14 protein-coding genes are annotated in these 18,970 nt (G+C 66.9%); 8 read left to right on the top strand and 6 right to left on the bottom strand.

The features are described 5' to 3' along the window. Window positions 1-56 precede the first annotated feature (56 nt). The 4 genes from hflK (at window position 57) to QC821_RS02960 (ending at window position 4,803) form a co-directional block, all read left to right on the top strand. Window positions 57-1,292: an FtsH protease activity modulator HflK gene (gene hflK, locus QC821_RS02975; RefSeq protein ID WP_309716763.1), complete on the top strand. Its 1,236-nt coding sequence runs from the start codon at window positions 57-59 to the stop codon at window positions 1,290-1,292. Beyond that, window positions 1,289-2,179: a protease modulator HflC gene (hflC, locus tag QC821_RS02970; RefSeq protein WP_309716760.1), complete on the top strand. Its 891-nt coding sequence runs from the start codon at window positions 1,289-1,291 to the stop codon at window positions 2,177-2,179. Before hflK ends, hflC begins: the two co-directional genes overlap by 4 nt. Before the next feature lie 99 nt (window positions 2,180-2,278). Continuing rightward, the gene (locus QC821_RS02965) at window positions 2,279-3,460 is read left to right on the top strand and encodes an ATP phosphoribosyltransferase regulatory subunit (RefSeq protein ID WP_309716757.1); all 1,182 of its coding nucleotides are present in this window, start codon (window positions 2,279-2,281) and stop codon (window positions 3,458-3,460) included. Window positions 3,461-3,507: 47 nt separating this feature from the next. Further along, window positions 3,508-4,803: an adenylosuccinate synthase gene (locus QC821_RS02960; protein ID WP_309716754.1), complete on the top strand. Its 1,296-nt coding sequence runs from the start codon at window positions 3,508-3,510 to the stop codon at window positions 4,801-4,803. A gap of 77 nt (window positions 4,804-4,880) precedes the next feature. Here the strand turns inward: QC821_RS02960 and QC821_RS02955 are convergent, their stop codons facing one another. Genes QC821_RS02955 through QC821_RS02930 form a run of 6 tightly spaced genes read right to left on the bottom strand, consistent with a single transcriptional unit; the run spans window position 4,881 to window position 14,153 of the window. After that, window positions 4,881-7,406: a tetratricopeptide repeat protein gene (locus tag QC821_RS02955; RefSeq protein ID WP_309716751.1), complete on the bottom strand. Its 2,526-nt coding sequence runs from the start codon at window positions 7,404-7,406 to the stop codon at window positions 4,881-4,883. Between the two features lie 32 nt (window positions 7,407-7,438). Beyond that, window positions 7,439-8,686, bottom strand: a complete 1,248-nt coding sequence (locus QC821_RS02950) for an alginate lyase family protein (protein ID WP_309716748.1) — start codon at window positions 8,684-8,686, stop codon at window positions 7,439-7,441. 5 nt (window positions 8,687-8,691) lie between these two features. Further along, window positions 8,692-9,588 (bottom strand): polysaccharide lyase, encoded by an 897-nt coding sequence (locus QC821_RS02945; protein ID WP_309716745.1) that lies wholly within the window; start codon window positions 9,586-9,588, stop codon window positions 8,692-8,694. Next, a complete protein-coding gene (locus QC821_RS02940; RefSeq protein WP_309716742.1) occupies window positions 9,588-11,189 on the bottom strand; it encodes an HlyD family efflux transporter periplasmic adaptor subunit in 1,602 nt (533 codons plus the stop codon). The genes QC821_RS02945 and QC821_RS02940 overlap by 1 nt, the downstream gene beginning before the upstream one ends. 37 nt (window positions 11,190-11,226) lie before the next feature. Continuing rightward, a complete protein-coding gene (locus QC821_RS02935) occupies window positions 11,227-12,798 on the bottom strand; it encodes a glycosyltransferase (protein ID WP_309716739.1) in 1,572 nt (523 codons plus the stop codon). 8 nt (window positions 12,799-12,806) lie between these two features. Beyond that, entirely contained in the window at window positions 12,807-14,153 is a 1,347-nt protein-coding gene (locus QC821_RS02930) for a UDP-glucose dehydrogenase family protein (RefSeq protein ID WP_309716736.1), read from the bottom strand. A gap of 547 nt (window positions 14,154-14,700) precedes the next feature. On the opposite strand from QC821_RS02930, the gene QC821_RS02925 reads away from it, so the two are divergent. From QC821_RS02925 to sufD, 4 genes are all read left to right on the top strand, one after another. Next, window positions 14,701-15,168 (top strand): SUF system Fe-S cluster assembly regulator, encoded by a 468-nt coding sequence (locus QC821_RS02925; protein ID WP_095620963.1) that lies wholly within the window; start codon window positions 14,701-14,703, stop codon window positions 15,166-15,168. A 60-nt stretch (window positions 15,169-15,228) separates the two neighbouring features. Further along, on the top strand, window positions 15,229-16,671 hold the full coding sequence (sufB, locus tag QC821_RS02920) for a Fe-S cluster assembly protein SufB (RefSeq protein WP_309716731.1): 1,443 nt from the start codon (window positions 15,229-15,231) through the stop codon (window positions 16,669-16,671). A 193-nt stretch (window positions 16,672-16,864) separates the two neighbouring features. Next, a complete protein-coding gene (gene sufC, locus QC821_RS02915) occupies window positions 16,865-17,617 on the top strand; it encodes a Fe-S cluster assembly ATPase SufC (RefSeq protein ID WP_309716729.1) in 753 nt (250 codons plus the stop codon). Next, entirely contained in the window at window positions 17,614-18,966 is a 1,353-nt protein-coding gene (sufD, locus tag QC821_RS02910) for a Fe-S cluster assembly protein SufD (RefSeq protein WP_309716726.1), read from the top strand. Before sufC ends, sufD begins: the two co-directional genes overlap by 4 nt. Window positions 18,967-18,970: the final 4 nt, after the last annotated feature.

Below are 18,970 nucleotides of genomic sequence, written 5' to 3'. Positions count from 1 at the left end.
GGACGGGTGTGGTGTCCGGTGCCGCATGAGTGATTAACGCATAGTGGAGAAGACGTATGGCTTGGAATGAGCCTGGTGGTGGCAACCAGCACGACCCTTGGAGCGGCGGTGGCCGACGCGGTGGCGGCGGTGGCAGCGGCGGGGGTGGTGGCGGTGGCGGCAATAATCAGGGGCCGCCCGACCTCGATGAAGCGCTGAAGAAATTTCAGGATAAACTCAACGGCATGCTCGGCGGTGGCCGCGGCAAGCGCGGCGGCGACGGTGGGGGCAAGAAGGGTGGCGGCAAGCCGCGCAACACCTTCGCCCTGCCGGGCCTGCTGATAGTGGTGGCGCTGGCGATCTGGGCCGCCTCGGGGTTCTACCTGGTCGACCAGTCCGAGCGTGGCGTGGTGCTGCGCTTCGGCGAGTACCAGGAAGTGGTCACGCCGGGCCTGCACTGGAACCCGCCGCTGATCGACGACGTGCGCATGGTCAACGTGACCCGCGTGCGCTCGCTGACCCAGACCCAGTCGATGCTGACCCGCGACGAGAACATCGTCGAGGTCGAGATATCGGCGCAGTACCAGGTCGCCAGCCCGCGCGACTTCGTACTCAACGTGCGCAGCCCGGAACTGTCCATCGAGAACGCCCTGGACTCGGCGCTGCGTCACGTGGTCGGTGGTACCGACATGATCGATATCCTGACCTCGGGTCGTGAGATCCTCGGTAGCTCGGTGTCCAGTCGTCTGCAGTCCTATCTCGACAGCTACGGCACCGGCATCAGTCTGCAGACCATCAACATCGAGTCGACCTCGGCCCCGCAGCCGGTCATCGACGCCTTCGATGACGTGATCCGCGCCCGCGAGGATCGTCAGCGTACGATCAACGAAGGCATGGCCTACGCCAACGCCATCATCCCGGCCGCCCAGGGCCAGGCCCAGCGCCTGATCGAGCAGGGCCAGGGGTATCGCGAGTCGGTGGTGGCCGAGGCCCAGGGTCAGGCCAACCGCTTCAACTCGCTGCTTGGCGAATACCAGACCTCGCCGCAGATCATGCGTGAGCGTCTCTACCTGGATGCCATCAGCGAAGTGTTCGGCCAGACCAACAAGGTGCTGATCGATGTCAGCGACAGCAGTCCGCTGATGTACCTGCCGCTCGACCAGCTGCGCTCAGGCGGCAGTGGCCAGGGCGGCCAACGTTCCGGCGAGTCGAGCGGCGATAACGTCGACCCGCAGGTCATCGAGCGTCTCCGCCAGCAGCAGAGCGGCAGCGGTAGCGGCAACAGTGGTATCCGTCGGGAGGGCCGCCAATGATCAACAACAAGTCATTGCTCATCGTGGGTGGCCTGGCGGCCGCCGCCTGGCTGGCCAGCAACAGCCTCTACGTGGTCGACGAGACCGAGCGCGCGGTCAAGCTGCGCTTCGGTGAGGTCATCGAAGAGAACATCCAGCCGGGTCTGCACGTCAAGATCCCCATCACCCAAACGATCCGCAAGTTCGATACCCGGGTGTTGACGCTGGATACCGATACCAGCCGCTACCTGACCCTCGAGCAGAAGGCGGTGATCGTCGACTCCTACGTCAAGTGGCAGGTGGTCAATCCGACCCGCTACTACGAGGCGACGTCCGGCGACGAGATGCAGGCGGTACGCCTGATTCAGCCGCGGGTCGACGAGAGCCTGCGTAACGAGTTCGGTCGTCTCGATCTGCAGGAGATCATCGCCGAGCGCCGCGATGACCTGATGATCGGTCCCGCCGAGGACCTCGACTCGCTGATGCGCGAAGAGCTGGGGGTATCGATCCGTGATATCCGCATCAAGCGTATCGACCTGCCCGAAGACGTCTCGGCCGCGGTCTTCGACCGCATGCGCTCCGAGCGTGAGCGCGAGGCCCGCGAATGGCGTGCCCAGGGTCAGGAGGAGGCCGAGCGGATTCGCGCCAACGCCGACCGCCGCCGCCAGGTACTGCTGGCCCAGGCCACCGAGCGCGCCGAGACGCTGCGCGGTGAGGGTGACGCCGAGGCCGCGGCGATCTTCTCCCAGGCCTACGAGCAGGATATGGAGTTCTTCACCTTCTATCGCAGCCTCAACGCCTACCGCGAGAGCTTCGAGGGTGAAGGCAACATGCTGGTGCTGGAACCGACCAGCGACTTCTTCCGCTACCTCAACAGCCCCAATCCGATGGGCGTCGACGAGGAGTAAGCGGCACGGCCCCGGGGTTCACCCCGGGGCCAAACGTGGTAGAATCCTCGAACCGGGCGTGGCCCGGTTTTTTTGTGCATTTCTGGCAGGACAGGACACATGACCATCGCTGACCGCTGGCTGCTTCCCGACGGCATGGACGAGGTGCTGCCGCCCCAGGCGGCGCGCATGGAAGAGCTGCGCCGTGCGCTGCTCGACCTCTATTACCGCTGGGGGTACGACCAGGTGATGCCGCCGCCGGTGGAGTTTCTCGATTCGCTGCTGACCGGTACCGGCACCGATCTCGACCTGCAGACCTTCAAGCTCACCGACCAGCTGACCGGGCGGATGATGGGCGTCAGCGCCGACGTCACCCCCCAGGTGGCGCGCATGGACGCCCACTCGCTGCGTCGCCAGGGGCCGGTGCGGCTGTGCTACTGCACCAACGTGCTGCGCGCCAAGGCCGACCAGCATCAGGGCGGTCGCAGCCCGGTGCAGGTCGGCGTCGAGCTGTTCGGCCATGCCGGTCTGGAGGCCGATCTCGAAATCCTGCGCCTGGCGCTGTCGAGCCTGTCCGTGGCCGGCGCCGGTGAAATCCACCTGGCACTCGGGCATATCGGCATCTACCGTAGTCTGGTGCAGGCCGCCGAACTCGATGCGACCCAGGAGCGGGCGCTGTATGAAGCGCTGGATCTCAAGTCGCCGGGGGATCTCGCCGCACGAGTGGCGGAGTACGTCAGCGATCCGACCCTGGCCGAGATGTTCCTGGCCCTGGCCGAGCTGCACGGCGGTGACGAGGTGCTCGAGGCGGCGCGCGGCGCCTTCGCCGAGGCGCCGGCCGCGGTCAATGCGGCCCTCGATCAGCTGCTGGCGCTGAACGCCGGGGTACGCGCCGAGTATCCCGAGGTCGAGCTATACTTCGACCTCGCCGAGCTGCGCGGCTATCAGTACCACACCGGCATGATGTTTGCCGCCTACGTGCCGGGCTACGGCCAGGCGCTGGCCAAGGGCGGACGCTACGATGATACCGGGCGCGCCTTCGGGCGTGCGCGGCCGGCCACCGGGTTCTCCATGGACCTCAAGCTGCTGGCCTCGCTGGCGCTGCAGCCGCCGGCGTGTGATGGCATCTGGGTAGCGGCCGACGACGCCGAGCAGCAGGCGGCGACCATCGCTGCGCTGCGCGACGCCGGCGAGCGGGTGGTGGTGGCACTGCCGGGGCAGCGCACCGGCCCCGAGGTGCATCGCTGCAACCGTCAGCTGACCCGCAGCGGCGACGACTGGCAGGTGTCCCCCCTGGGCTGATGGCCGGGGCGGCATCGCGCGGATTCTTCGATCAAGAGACCAAAGCAATGGGCAAGAATGTAGTCGTACTGGGCACCCAGTGGGGTGACGAAGGCAAGGGCAAGGTCGTCGACCTGCTGACCGAATCGGCGAGCGCCGTGGTGCGCTTCCAGGGCGGGCACAACGCCGGCCATACGCTGGTCATCGACGGCGAGAAGACCGTCCTGCACCTGATCCCCTCCGGCGTGCTGCGCGACGACAAGACCTGCGTGATCGGCAATGGCGTGGTGCTGTCGCCGGAGGCGCTGATCAAGGAGATCCGCGAGCTCGAGGCCAAGGGCGTACCGGTACGCAAGCGCCTGAGGCTGTCGCCGGCCTGCCCGCTGATCCTCTCCTACCACGTGCGCCTCGACCAGGCGCGTGAGAAGGCCCGCGGCGTGGCCAAGATCGGTACCACCGGACGCGGCATCGGCCCTGCCTATGAAGACAAGGTGGCGCGTCGCGGCCTGCGCCTGGGCGACATGCTGCACCGTGAGCGGTTCGCCTCCAAGCTCGGCGAGGTGCTCGACTACCACAACTTCGTGCTGACCCAGTACCACGGCGAGCCGGCGGTGGACTTCCAGCAGGTGCTCGACGAGGCCATGGAGATGGCCGAGGAGCTGCGTCCGATGGTCTGCGATACCGTGGGTCTGGTCCACGACCTGCGCAAGGCCGGCGAGAACATCCTGTTCGAGGGTGCCCAGGGCTCGCTGCTCGACATCGACCACGGCACCTATCCGTTCGTCACCAGCTCCAACACCACCGCCGGTGGCACCGCCACCGGTTCCGGCGTGGGGCCGCTATATCTCGATTACGTGCTGGGCATCACCAAGGCCTACACTACGCGGGTCGGCTCGGGGCCGTTCCCCACCGAGCTGTTCGATGCCCACGGCCGCCACCTGGCCGAGCGCGGCCATGAGTTCGGCGCCACCACTGGTCGCGCACGTCGCTGTGGCTGGTTCGACGCCGTGGCGCTGCGCCACGCGGTGCAGATCAACTCGGTGTCGGGCATCTGCCTGACCAAGCTCGATGTGCTCGACGGGCTGGAGAACATCCGTGTCTGCATCGGCTATCGCAGCAAGGACGGTGACGTGCTCGATACCCCGGTGGATTCCGAAGGCTATGAAGCCATCGAGCCGCTGTATCATGACCTGCCGGGCTGGAGCGAATCGACCCTGGGCGTCAAGCGGGTCGAGGAGCTGCCGGCCAACGCCCGTGCCTATATCAGCTTCCTCGAAGAGCAGGTAGGCACCAGCATCGATATCATCTCCACCGGGCCGGACCGCAACGAGACCATCGTGCTGCGCAATCCCTTCGACGGCTGATGGCCGCGGCCTGCGGGTCGCCTGAAATGCAACGAGCCGCCCCAAGGGGCGGCTCGTTGTTGTTATTGGGGGCCTGGTTACTCCAGTGCCGCCGAGAGATCGCGGCTGCCGATGGCGTCGCGGGCGCTATCTTCGGTGAGCAGCTGGCGCAGGGTCTGTGAGGCCAGCTGGCTGTCGCCCTCGATCACGCCCTCCAGCCAGATCAGCGCCTGCTCGTTGTTGGCGCTCTCCAGGCCGTTGGCCGCCAGGTAGGCCTCGGCCAGCGCCAGGCGTGCGCTAGCATGGCCCTGCTCTGCGGCGGCCAACAGCAGGTCGCTGCCGCGCGTGGCGTCGTACTCCAGCACCTCACCGCGCAGGTACTCGCGGCCCAGCACCGCCTGGGCGCCGGGGTGGCCGTTGTCCACCGCCTCCTGCAGGTAGTCGAGGCCGCGCTGGGTGTCCTGGGGCAGGCCCTCGTCGCCGTGCAGGTAGGCCTGGCCAAGGTGCAGGCGCGCGCCGCTATGGCCGGCGTGGGCCGCTTGCGTAAGCAGCTGCATGCCGCGCTCGGGATCGTCGCCCGAGTCGATCAGCAGCTCGCCGAGGTCGGCCTGGGCACCGCCATGGCCACCGGCCACGGCACGTTCCAGGTAGTCGCGGGCGGCGGCTTCGTCGCCGGCCTCGAGCTGCAGGCGGCCGAGGCTCGCCGCGGCACCGGGATGACCGGCGCGGTCGGCGCGTTGCAGCCAGGCGCGGGCCTGGTCGGCGTTGGCGGCGACCCCCTGGCCCTCGAGATAGGCGCGACCCAGATCGGCCATGGCGCCGGGGTGGCCATCTTCGGCGGCGCTGACCAGCGCTTCGATATTTCCCGCCGCGCCGAGATCGCGCTGGGTGTACATCAGCGCATCGCCGGCCGACTCGTGGCCGGCATCCTCGGCCTGGCGTAACCAGTAGGCGGAGCGCTGCAGGTCGCGCTCGACGCCGTCACCGTGACGATAGGCGCGGCCCATCACCAGCATGGCGTAGTCGTCACTCTGGCGGGCGGCGTCCTCGAGCAGGTCGATGCCCCACTCGGGCTGCAGCTCGCCTTCAATGCCTTGCAGGTAGGCTTCGCCGAGCACCGTCATGGCGGTGGTGTCGCCGGCCTCGATTGCCTCGCGCAGCAGGCGCTCGCCGCGCGATGGGTGATAGTCGAGGGTCTCGCCCTCCAGGTAGGCCTCGCCGAGCAGGCGCTTGGCGCTGGCCTGGCCCTGGCGTGCCGCCTCGCGTAGCAAGGTCTCGGCCTGACGCGGGTTGCCGGCCATGCCGCGGCCCTCGAGATAGACCTCGCCGAGCTGCATGGTGGCGTAGGGGTGGCCGAGTTCGTGGCCGCGCTGCAGGTAGTCGACGGCCTGCAGCGGCTGCGAGGGCAGGTGCTCGTCGCTGAGGTAGAGCTCGCCGAGCAGCGCCAGGGCGAAGCCGTCGTCCTGCTCGGCGGCCTGCTCGAGCAGAGCGATGGCCTGCTGCGGGTCACCGGCGATGCCGTTGCCGTCGAGGTAGGCGCGGGCCAGGCTGACCGCGGCGTCGGCCGAGCCCCGCTCAGCGGCGCGCTCGAGCCAGGCGATGCCCTGGCCGTCGTGGGCAGAGCGCTGCAGCAGATGGTCGCCAAGCAGCGCCATGGCGTCGATGTCACCGTGGCCGGCGGCGGTCTCCAGCAGACTGATGGCCTGGGCCTCATCGCCGCTTTCCAGCAGCAGGCGTGCGGCCTGGGTCTGGGCGCCGGGTTCGCCGGACTCCGCCGCCGCCAGCAGCCAGTCGAGGCGCTGCTGCGAATCACCATCGAGCAGGCCGTCGTCGCCGTAGAGGCGTGCCAGGCGCTGCATGGCGCCGGTGTCGCCGGCTTCGGCCTCGGCCTGCAGCCCGGCGGCGGCCTGCTCGGCGTATTGCCGGGAGCGCTCGGGGTCGTCGACCAGCCAACCGTCGGCGCGATAGGCCTCGGCCAGGGCCAGTTGGGCGCGTGAGTCGCCGCGCTCGGCGGCGCGCCGATAGAGGCGGTGTGCCAGGCGCGGGTCGGCCTGGACGCCGTCACCGCCCTCGACCATCAGTTCCGCCAGGGTGATCTCGGCATCGCGCTCGACCTCTTCGTCGATGGCCTGCCACAGCAGGTAGTAGGCCAGGGCGTCGTTGCGCGCCACTCCGTCGCCCTCGAGATAGAGCTTGGCCAGGTTGAGCGAGGCGTGGCCGCGGGAGGAGGACGGCAGCGCCAGTGCCTCGGCGTAGTGGCGTGCTGCCTCGGCGGGGTCGCGTTCGACGCCGAGGCCGTTCTCGTACATCCGCCCCATGTGGTAGGACGCCGGCGGAAAGCCGAGGTTGATCATCTGGCGCAGCTGATCCTGGGCGCGGGTATAGTCGCCCTCTTCGATGAGCTGCTGGGCGTAGTTGACGCGGCTCCAGTCGTCGCCGCTCATGTCGGCCTCGACGTTACCTTCGAACCAGTGGCTGTACTGTGCGGGCAGGGCGGTGGCGTGGTTCTCCCCCGGCGGTGTGCCGCCGGAGCTGGCGCATCCGACCAGTAGGGCCAGCCCGGCACAGGCGGGCAGTTGGCGCCAGGAAGTGACGAGGGGGCGTAGGTGGTGTGGTCGTTGCATGGTGCTTTTCTTCCCGTGGGAGTGCGCGACGCTCAGTTTGCCGCGAGGCCATCGAAGCCTTGGGTGGTTGGTGCGTCGTCGTCGAGGATGACCTGCTGCTGCGTCTCGGGCGGCATCACGTAGAGGGTCATATAGCCGCCGGCACTACGGTTGTAGATGGGACGCAGGCGGGGCAGGAAGTCGGCGATGCGCGGGTCATCGAAGCGTGTCTGGTAGAGCTCCATCCAGGCGAAGTACTGTGGATCCTGAAGAAAACCGCCGTACTGCTCGAGGGGCACGTCCTCGCCGAGGTTGGCCGGGTCGGCGATGGCCTGCATGGCGAAGTCCACGGCGTCGTGGATACTGCGGCCGTCGATCTCGAGGTCATGGATGTCATAGCCCTGGCGGGCGACGATCTCCATGATTGGAATCAGGTAGAGCAGGGCGTAGTTCTGGTAGTGGGTGGCGCGGCGACCGCGGGCCACTTCCAGCGGCAGCGCGCCCTCCTCGGTGAGGTCGTGGAGCGCCGAGTAGACGGCGCTGACGCCGATCTGGAACAGCGCGTCGTCCTCCAGCAGCACACCGACCATCGCCGCGTAGAGCGCACGGCGGTAGAAGTGGTTGTTACAGCAGCTGTTGCCCTCCTCGCCGGGGATGCTGATATGCCGCTCGCTGAGCCGCTTGAGCCACTCCTCGACATCGGCCTGCTCCTGCCCGCGGCCGTTGATGTAAGGGCGCACCACCGAGTAGGCCATGGCCGCGGCGAAGATCATCGACTCGGTGGCGAACCACGCCTGGGGTTCCATCGATTCGTAGTGGAAGTCCAGCAGCGCATCGTTGACCGCCCAGCGCTCGAGGAAGCGCACCAGACAGTCGGCGTAGTAGTCGTCGCCAGTGGCGACGAAGCTGCCGGCCAGTAGCGAGACGCTGTCCTCGAACTGGAACAGTGGCTCCGAGGCGAGTTGCCACTCCTCGGGGTTGGGGTAGTAGCCCGGGACCCGCAGCCGGGTGGTGATCGGCGGAATGCTCAGCAACTGCCGGCAGCTGGTACCGGTGGCGAGTTCGTCGAGCTCCTGCAGCAGCAGCGCGTTGGAGGTGCCATCGAGCAGCGCCATGCGCGCCTCGACGTCGAAGTAGCCGGCGTCAGGGTCGGTGACGGTGTAGTCGGATAGATCCAGCGCCTCGCGCTCGGCGGTGGTCAAGGCGCTGGCGCTGGAAGCGATGCCGAGCAGCAGCGCGGCAACCGGCCCAAGCAGGGCCGGGCGCCGGCAGGAGGTTGATAGGGCGTGTGTCGACGGCATGGGCATCATGATCCTGGGGTGTAGAGCCGGAAGTCACCGAAGTCGGCATGCTGGTCGCGTGGCGTGCGCCAGCCTTCGCCGTGGCCGCCGAAGAAGGTGGAGAACATCACCCCCTCGATGTCGACGTCCTGGCTGGTGCGATAGACGATGCCATGCTGTTCGAGCACTGGCTCGCCGTCGATCCATACCCGGGCGACGCCATCGTCGCGGTCGGGGTGATTGAGCACCACCTCCTGCTCGACGCTGATCCAGTGGCCGGTGGGGAAGTGCCACAGGCCGCGGCCCACCGAGGCGCCGTGGTCCTCGTCCTGGTTGACGACGTACTCATAGAGCTCGCCCTGGCCCTGTTCGCGCCACATGAAGCGCATCGAGAAGCCGTTGTCGCCGTCGGCGGCTTCGCCACCGCTGGGCCCCTCGCCGCCGTAGAGTCCCGGCAGCTTGCCGCCGCGCACGAAGTCGAAATCCTCGGCGAAGCGTACCTGATAGCGCAGGCAGACGCGGTCGGCGCCGGCCAGGGCAGCGTCTTGGGTATAGAAGCCGGCGCCGCCCCGGCCGCGGCCGTTGCCGTCGTCGCCGGGGGAGGAGGTGCCGGCCGGGTAGTGCACGCGCAGCACCGGCTGGTCGAGGCCGCCGTCGTGTGCGGCCAGCACTTCGACGTTGTGCTCGGTGCCCCAGTCGCGCTGGGTGTCGAAGCCGCGACGCACCGCCTGCTTGGGGGTCGCCGCATCGCTTGCCGGACGGTGATGGACGACCTCGCTGTAGCGCGCCGAGCAGCCCTGTGGCTCCGGGGTGGTCAGGGCGGCGTCGCTGTCGTCGGCGGCCAGTGGCAGCGCCGCGAGCAGCGCGCTCGCGGTCAGCGCCGCGCCGGCGGGGATCGGATGAATCGTAAGCAGTGGCATCATCAGCTCTCCTGGGCTTGCTCGGGGGCATCGTCGGCGCCGCCCTGGGCCGCCTGATAGAGGCGCTCGACGAACTGCGCCATGGCGCGGCCGCCCTGCCAGACCCATTCGGCCCCGGCGGCCAGCACCGGCTGCTCGGCGAAGCGCACGTCGACCGGCTGGCCCACGGCATCCGCCGGCAGGTCGGTCTCGGGCACCAGCAGCACGCTGGCCACGTTCTGCTGCTGGCGCACCCAGTCCGGGAAGCCGGCGCGTGGCTGGCGCTCGACGTCCAGCGCCACGCTGCGCACCTGGGCGCGAATCGGCTCCGAGGCGTGGGGCAGGGCGACATAGGCGACCTGCTCGGGTTCGATGCGCGCGATATCGCTCATGTGCACCAGCGCCTCGACCATCACGTCGTCCTCGCCGGTGCGAATCAGCGTCATGATGCGCTCGCTCTCGTTGATGTAGGTGCCGTCGGCGCTGGAAAGCGCCCAGGCCACTAGGCAGTCGCAGGGGCTGGTGATCTCGTTCATCGACATGCGCGACTGCAGGGCGCTGATCCGCGAGCTCTCGTAGTCGCGGGTGGTCTCGAACTGCTCGACCCGGGCCTGGGCGATCTCCGGCGAGGCGGTCTCGTAGTTGACGGTGTCGCCGCTGGCCGGCTGGGTCGAGTTGACCAGGCTGACCTGCTGGGCATTGGGGTCGTCGAGGCTGGCCTGGAGATTGTCGATCAGCTGTGAGTTGTAGCGATGCGAGGCCTGGGCCAGGATCAGGTCGGACTCGAGGTCGCTGTTGTTGACCCCGGTCAGGTACTCGTCGCGCTCGACGCGGTCGCCGGCCTCCCACTGGTGCTCGCGGAGGATCCCCGCCCCGGGGGCGCGGATGTCGATACGCGGCGCGGTGACCGCCGCGAAGCTCGGTTCGATGAGCATGAAGTTGCGGTAGGCGGTGGCGGCCGCGGCCACCACCAGCACCCCGGCGGCGGCAAACAGCAGCGCGTAGCGTCCCCACGGCTTGGGCGTTCGCCCCGGCGGGGTCGGGCCGCTGGTCTGCTGGCGCTTGCGCGGCGTTTGTGGATCCTCCTCGCTGACCAGCCGCTCGATGCTGGCATGCCGGCCGCTGAGGTAGGCGCGCACCACCTGGCGCAGCAGCTCGAGGTGGGGCGGGTCGATGGCGGTGATCTGGAACGCCAGCTTATGCTCGCCGTGAGCCTCGAACGGGTGGCAGCGCAGGCAGCGCGCCTGCAGCGGAATGATCAGCTCGGCGCCGCCGGCCTCGACCAGCAGACTGGCGTCGACCAGGCTGTCGATGGCCAGGGCAGTGTCGGCATGGGCGGCGAAACCGCCCAGCGACAGGTCCAGCCCGTTGAGGCGCCGGCCGTCGGCCAGCTCGACGCGAAACGGCGGCGAGATGCGCACGTGCTGGCGCTCGTCGCGGCGCTCGTGGCGCAGCCTGTCCGCGGCGCGCGGCGCCTCGCGGTAGTCGTGCGTCTCCTGGGGCGGAGCGTGATGCTCGGCGGCATGGTAGCCATTGCGCCTGGTCGGGCCGTCGTCCAGGTAGCGACGTCGAGCGCCGAGGGTGGGTTCACTTCGATCATGGCGACCGGGATATCGTGGGTCCATGTGACAGGCTCCTTGCAAACGCGAGTCGGGGCAGACATCAGCGGCCGTTGAGGCCACCGCTGTCGTGGAAGATGTTCAGCGACACGCTATCCGGCGGGGCTAGCACACCGGTGGCCAGCACCAGTACGAACAGCAGGCTGGCCAGGTAGACGCCGTGCATGAAGTGGCCCATGCGGCGCTGGCGGCGCACCGCGCGCTGGTTCGTCGGCTCGCCGGCAGAGATGCCCTGGCGTGACCATTTCTGACGATTGAAGCGGAAGCTGACGTAGGTCTTGAGCAGTGCCCCGCCGATCTGGTTGTAGTAGAGCAGCGGCACCCACAGCAGGCTGAAGCGGCCGCGCTGCCAGGCCAGGATCAGCGCTGCGATGCTGCGCGTGAACAGGATCCACAGCAGATAGGCGAAGATGAACGACGGACGCACGAAGGCGGTGACCAGGATGGCTACCGTGGGACCCACCAAGGTGGTCCACATCGACAAGCGCTGGTCGACCAGGCTCCACCAGGTAAACAGTCCCATCGGGCGTGGTCCCAGGGCGATGGCTCGGTCGCTGGTGCGCAGCATATTGCCGTACCAGCGACGCATCAGGTCGAGGGTCGAGGCGAAGAAGCGTCGGCGATCGGGCAGTTCCTCGAACCCCGAGACGTAGACGTCGGGCAGATAGCGCATCTTCCAGCCACGCTGCAGCAGCCAGTACCAGGTCGACTTGTCGTCGCCGGAGAGGAACTTGAAGTTACCGAAGCGCCAGTGCTCGACGTGGTCGTTCTCGACCAGCTCGATGAAGCTGGGCTGGGTCGCCAGCTCGGCGCGAAAGGCACTGTAGCGGCCGGTCAGTACCAGCAGGCGCTGGGATAGCGACATCGAGCTCATCACCAGATGGCGCTGGGCGTAGCGCAGGTCGTACCACTCCTTGGTGGCGTCGTCGCCGGTGACGATGGCGTTGTTGTTGGTGGTCAAGGCGCCGAGGTCGTCCTGCAGGGCGAAGAACGACAGCGAGCGTGACAGGGTGCCGGGCTCGAGGCGGATATCGCCGTCCATCGACACCAGCAGGGCGTCCGGCGCCGGCGAGCAGCGCGAGATGGCACGCAGCACCTCGGCCATCGCCGAGCGCTTGCCATCGCCCTTCTGGAACATGTAGCGCACCTCGATATTGGCCGGCCAGCCGTGCTCGTCGAGCACATGCTCGATCACGTCGACATCGCTGCGGTCGGAGATCGCCGCGAAGACCAGCGTCGGCACGCCATAGTCGCGGGCCTCGCCGATCAGCGCGTCGTAGACCGCGAAGTTGACCTCCGGCTCGATGCGGTAGGAGGTGCACAGCACGTACAGCTCGCTGGGCTTGGCGGCGTCGCCCAGGGCGTCGGCCTCGGCGCGCAGCTGGGGAAAGACCTGGCGGTTGTACCACACCGAACGCGCGGCCTGGACGAACCACCACGAGTAGCGCCACATGCCGATGGCACCGATCACGAAGAAGAAGCTCTGCGACTCCGGCGAGAAGATGTCGCGGGGCAGCTCGCTGATCAGCACCACCAGCAGTGCCAGCCCGAACAGCAGCACGGTGACCTCCGTCGCCCAGCTGGCGAAGGAGGGTTGCGGGGTAGAGGGTTGCATACCGACTCCTAGGCTAGGACGGCCTGCAGTGAGTCGCCGCGCCCGATGGCGTAGTAATCGAGGCCGGCCTGCTTGACGCTGGCCGGTTCGAACAGGTTGCGGCCATCGATGACGATGGGGCTGGCCAGCGCCTGCTTGAGCATGGCGAAGTCGACGCTGCGGAAGGCCTTCCACTCGGTGCAGATGACCAGCGCGTCGGCACCCTCCAATGCCTCGTCGCGGCGCTTACACAGCGACAGGTCGGCACGCTCGCCGTAGATGCGTCGGCACTCGTCCTGGGCCTCCGGATCGAACGCCTGGACCCGGGCGCCGGCGGCCCATAGCGACTCCATCAGCGCGCGGCTCGGGGCTTCGCGCATGTCGTCGGTATTGGGCTTGAAGGACAGCCCCCACAGGGCAATGGTCTTGCCCGCCAGGTCGCCGTTAAAGGCGCCTTCCAGCTTGGCGAACAGCTGATCCTTCTGGCGCAGGTTGATCGACTCCACCGCCTCGAGGAGTTGCGGCGGGTGGCCGACCTGATGGGCGGTGCGCGCCAGCGCCTGGACGTCCTTGGGAAAACACGAACCGCCGTAGCCGCAGCCGGGATAGATGAAGTGGTGGCCGATGCGCGGATCGCTGCCGATGCCATGACGTACATGCTCGATGTCGGCCCCCAGCTTCTCGGCCAGGTTGGCGATCTCGTTGATGAAGCTGATCTTGGTGGCGAGCATCGCATTGGCGGCGTACTTGGTCAGCTCGGCGCTGCGTACGTCCATGAAGATCAGCTTGTCGTGGAGCCGGCTGTAGGGGGCGTAGCATTCGCGCATGGCCTGGCGCACGCGGTCGCTGTCGGTGCCGACGACGATCCGCGCACCGCGCGAGAAGTCCTCGATGGCCGCGCCTTCCTTGAGAAACTCCGGATTCGAGCAGACATCGAAGGCCAGCGTCGCACCGCGCTCGGCAAGGGTCTCGGCGACGCAGGCGCTGACCTTCTCGGCGGTGCCCACCGGTACCGTCGACTTGTCGACGATGACCTTGTATTCGCGCATATGGGTGGCGATGGTGCGGGCCACCTGCAGCACGTACTGCAGGTCGGCGCTGCCGTCTTCGTCGGGGGGCGTGCCCACGGCGATGAACTGCAGCAGGCCGAACTCCACTGCGCGGGCCGCGTCGGTGGTGAAGCGCAGTCGGCCGGCATCCAGATTATGACGAATGATGATTTCCAGGCCCGGCTCGTGAATCGGCACCTGGCCGTCATTGAGGGCGGCGACCTTGTCGCTGTCGATATCGACGCAGATGACGTCGTGGCCAACGTCGGCCAGGCAGGCCCCGGTGACCAGGCCCACGTAACCTGAGCCAAAAATGGTGATCCGCATGAGTGACGCTCCTTGCTGGTGACGCTTCCATGGCGTGCGTGCTGTGAGCGGAAGACGTAGTGATACAACCATCTGGGCGGCCGCACTCCCTCTCATCCATGGGGAGTTCGAGACTGCCGAGATCTGTGCGAAACCCCTAGGGTCCTGCGTAAATCGTGCCAGGTGTTTTTTTATCTCTTTTATAACAGTAATTTATTGGAATTCCTGTTGCCATTGGCGCGTACTTACATTGGCCAGATCAGGCGCTGACTGTCGTTGCCTGGCAACGCCAAGCCGGTTGGGGTAGGAAAATAACGCCTAAAACAGCCGATTGGCGCTGTCTCTACGTAGGGACACCCGAGTGTCGCGATGGCTCGTGGGAGGCTGATACGATAGCAATAGATAATGGGAATAATTGTCATTATTGATGCCATCTGTGGCGATCATGCCGGCATGTTGCGTCAGAAGAGCGAGAAATGCCGTGCACGCTTCACATCGGGGTTATACAGGACTAAAATGGTCCCCAATACGAGCCGCTACCTGGCCACGACCCGCGAGGATGTGCCGCATGCTCAAGCTCTCACGCATGACCGACTATGCCGCCGTGGTGATGGCGCATATTGCGCGTCACCCGCAGCAGCCGCATGCGGCTGCAGAGTTGGCCGATGCCGTTCACCTGCCGCACCCCACGGTGAGCAAGACGCTCAAGTCGCTGGTGCGCGCTGGACTGCTGGTTTCGCAGCGCGGCGCCCAGGGCGGTTACCGGCTGGCGAGGGAAGCGAGCGAGATCTCCGCCAGCGATATCATCGCGGCCATCGAAGGTCCGGTGGCGATGACCGAATGTAGCCATGCCGACGGTGACTGCGACCTGGTCGCCACCTGCGGGGTGGCCGACAACTGGCAGCGCGTTTCATTGGCCGTGCGCACCCTGCTCGACAGCGTGACCCTGGCGCACCTGGCCCAGACCACGCCGATCAAGCTGCCGGTGCAGCTGCCGATCCAGACCGTCACGCTGGCCGCCGGTGCCAGCCGCTAAACCCAATTACGCACATGTCGAGCCCGGCGCTCGACGGTAACGCCCGGGAGGGGATTGAACATGGCAACCGAGGAAATGGAACAGCTCGTTCGTCGCGACTACAAAGAAGGTTTCGTGACCGATATCGAGAGCGACACCATACCGCCCGGCCTGGATGAGAGCACCATTGCGTTCATCTCCAACAAGAAGGGCGAGCCGCAGTGGATGCTCGACTGGCGTCTCGACGCCTACCGCCAGTGGCTGAAGATGACACCGCCCTCCTGGGCGCATCTCGACTATCCGCCCATCGACTATCAGGCGATCTCCTACTTCAGCGCCCCCAAGCGCGACGAGGATCGCCCCCAGAGCCTCGATGAGGTCGACCCCAAGCTGCTCGAGACCTACGAGAAGCTGGGCATCCCGCTCCACGAGCGCGCGGCGCTGGCCGGCGTGGCGGTGGATGCGGTGTTCGACTCGGTGTCGGTGACCACCACCTTCAAGGAGAAGCTGGGCGAGGCGGGCGTGATCTTCTGCTCGATCTCCGAGGCGATCCGCGACTACCCGGAGCTGATCAAGCAGTACCTGGGCACGGTGGTGCCGGTGGCCGACAACTACTTCGCCGCGCTCAACTCGGCGGTGTTCACCGACGGCTCCTTCGTGTTCGTGCCGGAAGGCGTGACCTGCCCGATGGAGCTCTCCACCTACTTCCGCATCAACGCCGCCAATACCGGCCAGTTCGAGCGCACCCTGATCATCTGCGAGAGCCGCGCCCAGGTCTCGTACCTGGAGGGCTGCACCGCGCCGCAGCGTGACGAGAACCAGCTGCACGCCGCGGTGGTCGAGCTGGTGGCGCTGGACGACGCCTACATCAAGTACTCCACGGTGCAGAACTGGTATCCCGGCGACGAGGACGGCAAGGGCGGCATCTACAACTTCGTCACCAAGCGCGGCGACTGCCGCGGTGCCCGCTCGCGGATCAGCTGGACCCAGGTCGAGACCGGCTCGGCGATCACCTGGAAGTATCCCTCCTGCGTGCTGCGCGGCAAGGACAGCATCGGCGAGTTCTACTCGGTGGCGGTGACCAACGGCCGCCAGCAGGCCGATACCGGCACCAAGATGATCCATATCGGCGAGGGTACCCGCTCCTACATCGTCTCCAAGGGCATCTCCGCCGGGCGCAGCAACCAGTCCTACCGCGGGCTGGTCAAGATCGGCCCTAGGGCCAAGGGAGCGCGCAACTTCACCCAGTGCGACTCGCTGCTGATCGGCGACCAGTGCGGCGCGCATACCTTCCCCTACCAGGAGATTGGTAACAGCACCGCCACCATCGAGCACGAGGCGACCACCTCCAAGATCGGTGAGGACCAGCTGTTCTACTGCCAGAGCCGCGGCATCTCTGAGGAGGACGCGGTGAGCATGATCGTCAACGGCTTCTGCAAGGACGTCTTCCAGGAGCTGCCGATGGAGTTCGCCGTCGAGGCCGAGGCGCTGTTGAGCGTGACCCTGGAAGGCGCCGTAGGCTAGGCGCTATTGCGCTCGGTCACTCTGTGTTGGAGGCCCTCCTCGGCATGCTCATTGAGCAGCAGTCAACTCCGCTGCACTCGTCGGGCCTCCGCCTTGATTGACCATCGCTCATGACGCGCCTAGGGCGTCTAGAAATACTGTTAATGTTGCGGGTCGCCGCGGCGGCTCGTCAGAATCGAAAAAGGTAATCGCAATGCTCGAAGTCAAGGATCTGCACGTTACGGTGGAAGGCCAGACCATCCTCAAGGGCCTCAGCCTGACCATCAAGGCCGGTGAAGTCCACGCTATCATGGGCCCCAACGGGGCTGGCAAGTCGACGCTGTCGGCGGTGATCGCCGGCAAGGACGGCTACGAAGTCACCCAGGGCTCGATCACCTTCCAGGGCCAGGACGTGCTCGAGATGGAGATCGAGGAGCGTGCCCAAGCCGGCCTGCTGCTCGGCTTCCAGTACCCGGTGGAGATCCCTGGGGTCAAGAACATCTACCTGCTCAAGGCTGCCCTCAATGCCCAGCGTGCTGCGCGTGGCCAGGAAGAAGTGCCGGCACCGGAGTTCATGAAGCTGGTCAAGGACAAGCTCGGCGAAATGAAGATGGACGCCAGCTTCCTGCAGCGCGCGGTCAATGAGGGCTTCTCCGGCGGTGAGAAGAAGCGCAACGAGATCCTGCAGATGCTGGTGCTGCAGCCCAAGCTGGCGATGCTCGACGAGATCGACTCGGGGCTCGATATCGATGCCATGAAGGTCGTCGCCGACGGCGTCAATAGTCTGCGTGCCGAAGATCGCGGCATCCTGCTTGTGACCCACTACCAGCGCCTGCTCGACTATATCGTGCCGGACCGGGTCCACGTGCTGGTCGACGGACGCATCGCCAAGAGCGGTGATGCCGAGCTCGCCAAGCAGCTCGAATCGCGCGGCTACGACTGGGTGGTCGAGGAGACGGCGGCATGAGCGAACAGACCTTTCTCGACAGCCTCGCCCGGCGCAGCGCCAAGCGCGACCGGCACGGCCCCGAGCCGTCCTGGATTGCCGCACGCCGCCAGGCCGGTGCGGCACGCTTCGAGGCGCTGGGTTTCCCGACCCGCCGCGATGAAGCCTGGAAGTACACCGATGTACGCGCTATCGCCAACGGTGAGTTCGCGCTGGCCGAGGACGCCGATTTCTCGCAGACCGTCGCTGCTACCCTGACGCTGCCCATCGACGCCTACCGGCTGACCTTCGTCGACGGCGTTTATGCCCCGGCGCTGTCGCAGCTAGAAGGCTTGCCCCAGGGCGTGCAGCTGGTGCCGCTGTCGCAGGCCCTGGCCGACAATCACGAGGCCGTGGGCGGGCCGCTGGGTCGCTTGACCGGCGTCGAGTTCTCGCCGTTCTCGGCACTCAATACCGCCTTCATGGAGGAGGGCGCGGTGCTGCGTCTGGCGCCGGGTTGCGTGGTCGACAAGCCGCTGGTGGTGCAGTTTCTCTCCAGAAGCGGCGCCCAGCCGGTAATGTGCCATCCGCGGCTGCTGGTCGAGGCCGGCGCGCGCAGCCAGGCGACGCTGATCGAACATCATATCGGCGAGGAGGACGCGGCCAATTTCACCAACCTGGTCGCCGAGCTGATCCTCGAGCGCGGGGCGATTCTCGATCACTACAAGCTGCAGGAAGCGCCGCTGGGCGACCTGCACGTGGCCAGCATCCACGCCGAACAGGCCCGCGACAGCCGCTACACCTCGTATAACCTGAACCTGGGCGGCGGCCTGGTGCGCAACGACCTGATCAGCGACCTCAACGGTCAGGGCGCGGTGGCCAACTTCTACGGGCTGTTCTACGGCCAGGGCCGCCAGCACATCGATAACCACACCGTCGCCAACCACAATGCGCCGCTGACCTTCTCCAACGAGAACTACAAGGGCATTCTCGACGACCGTGCCCGCGGCGTGTTCAACGGCCGTGTGGTGGTCAAGCGCGACAGCCAGAAGATCGAAGGCTTCCAGAGCAACGCCAACCTGCTGCTCTCGGATCGCGCCGAGATCGACGCCAAGCCGGAGCTCGAGATCTACGCCGATGACGTCAAGTGCTCCCACGGCACCACCACCGGCCAACTCGATGAAGAGGCGATCTTTGCCCTGCGCACCCGCGGCATCGACCAGCAGACCGCGCGCGGCCTGCTGACCCTGGCCTTCGCCGGCGAGGTGCTCGATCAGGTCAAACTCGACGCCATCGCCGAACGCGTCGAGCTGGCGGTGGCCGGCAAGCTGCCCGAGCGCTTCAACCTGGCCGGACTGGTCGAGGCCGCTGCGGCGCTGGATGAGCAATGAGCGG

The sequence above is a fragment of the Franzmannia qiaohouensis genome, from assembly GCF_031451695.1.
GTDB classification, from domain to species: Bacteria; Pseudomonadota; Gammaproteobacteria; order Pseudomonadales; family Halomonadaceae; genus Franzmannia; species Franzmannia qiaohouensis.
Note: the sequence above shows the minus strand (reverse complement) of the source record. Positions and strands in the feature narration are given on the sequence as shown.

What these genes read in the sequence shown, in the direction of transcription:
- hflK (WP_309716763.1), top strand. Translation starts at nt 57, where the DNA reads ATGGCTTGGAATGAGCCTGGTGGTGGCAACCAGCACGACCCTTGGAGC.
- hflC (WP_309716760.1), top strand. Translation starts at nt 1,289, where the DNA reads ATGATCAACAACAAGTCATTGCTCATCGTGGGTGGCCTGGCGGCCGCC.
- QC821_RS02965 (WP_309716757.1), top strand. Translation starts at nt 2,279, where the DNA reads ATGACCATCGCTGACCGCTGGCTGCTTCCCGACGGCATGGACGAGGTG.
- QC821_RS02960 (WP_309716754.1), top strand. Translation starts at nt 3,508, where the DNA reads ATGGGCAAGAATGTAGTCGTACTGGGCACCCAGTGGGGTGACGAAGGC.
- QC821_RS02955 (WP_309716751.1), bottom strand. Translation starts at nt 7,406, where the DNA reads ATGCAACGACCACACCACCTACGCCCCCTCGTCACTTCCTGGCGCCAA.
- QC821_RS02950 (WP_309716748.1), bottom strand. Translation starts at nt 8,686, where the DNA reads ATGCCGTCGACACACGCCCTATCAACCTCCTGCCGGCGCCCGGCCCTG.
- QC821_RS02945 (WP_309716745.1), bottom strand. Translation starts at nt 9,588, where the DNA reads ATGATGCCACTGCTTACGATTCATCCGATCCCCGCCGGCGCGGCGCTG.
- QC821_RS02940 (WP_309716742.1), bottom strand. Translation starts at nt 11,189, where the DNA reads ATGGACCCACGATATCCCGGTCGCCATGATCGAAGTGAACCCACCCTC.
- QC821_RS02935 (WP_309716739.1), bottom strand. Translation starts at nt 12,798, where the DNA reads ATGCAACCCTCTACCCCGCAACCCTCCTTCGCCAGCTGGGCGACGGAG.
- QC821_RS02930 (WP_309716736.1), bottom strand. Translation starts at nt 14,153, where the DNA reads ATGCGGATCACCATTTTTGGCTCAGGTTACGTGGGCCTGGTCACCGGG.
- QC821_RS02925 (WP_095620963.1), top strand. Translation starts at nt 14,701, where the DNA reads ATGCTCAAGCTCTCACGCATGACCGACTATGCCGCCGTGGTGATGGCG.
- sufB (WP_309716731.1), top strand. Translation starts at nt 15,229, where the DNA reads ATGGCAACCGAGGAAATGGAACAGCTCGTTCGTCGCGACTACAAAGAA.
- sufC (WP_309716729.1), top strand. Translation starts at nt 16,865, where the DNA reads ATGCTCGAAGTCAAGGATCTGCACGTTACGGTGGAAGGCCAGACCATC.
- sufD (WP_309716726.1), top strand. Translation starts at nt 17,614, where the DNA reads ATGAGCGAACAGACCTTTCTCGACAGCCTCGCCCGGCGCAGCGCCAAG.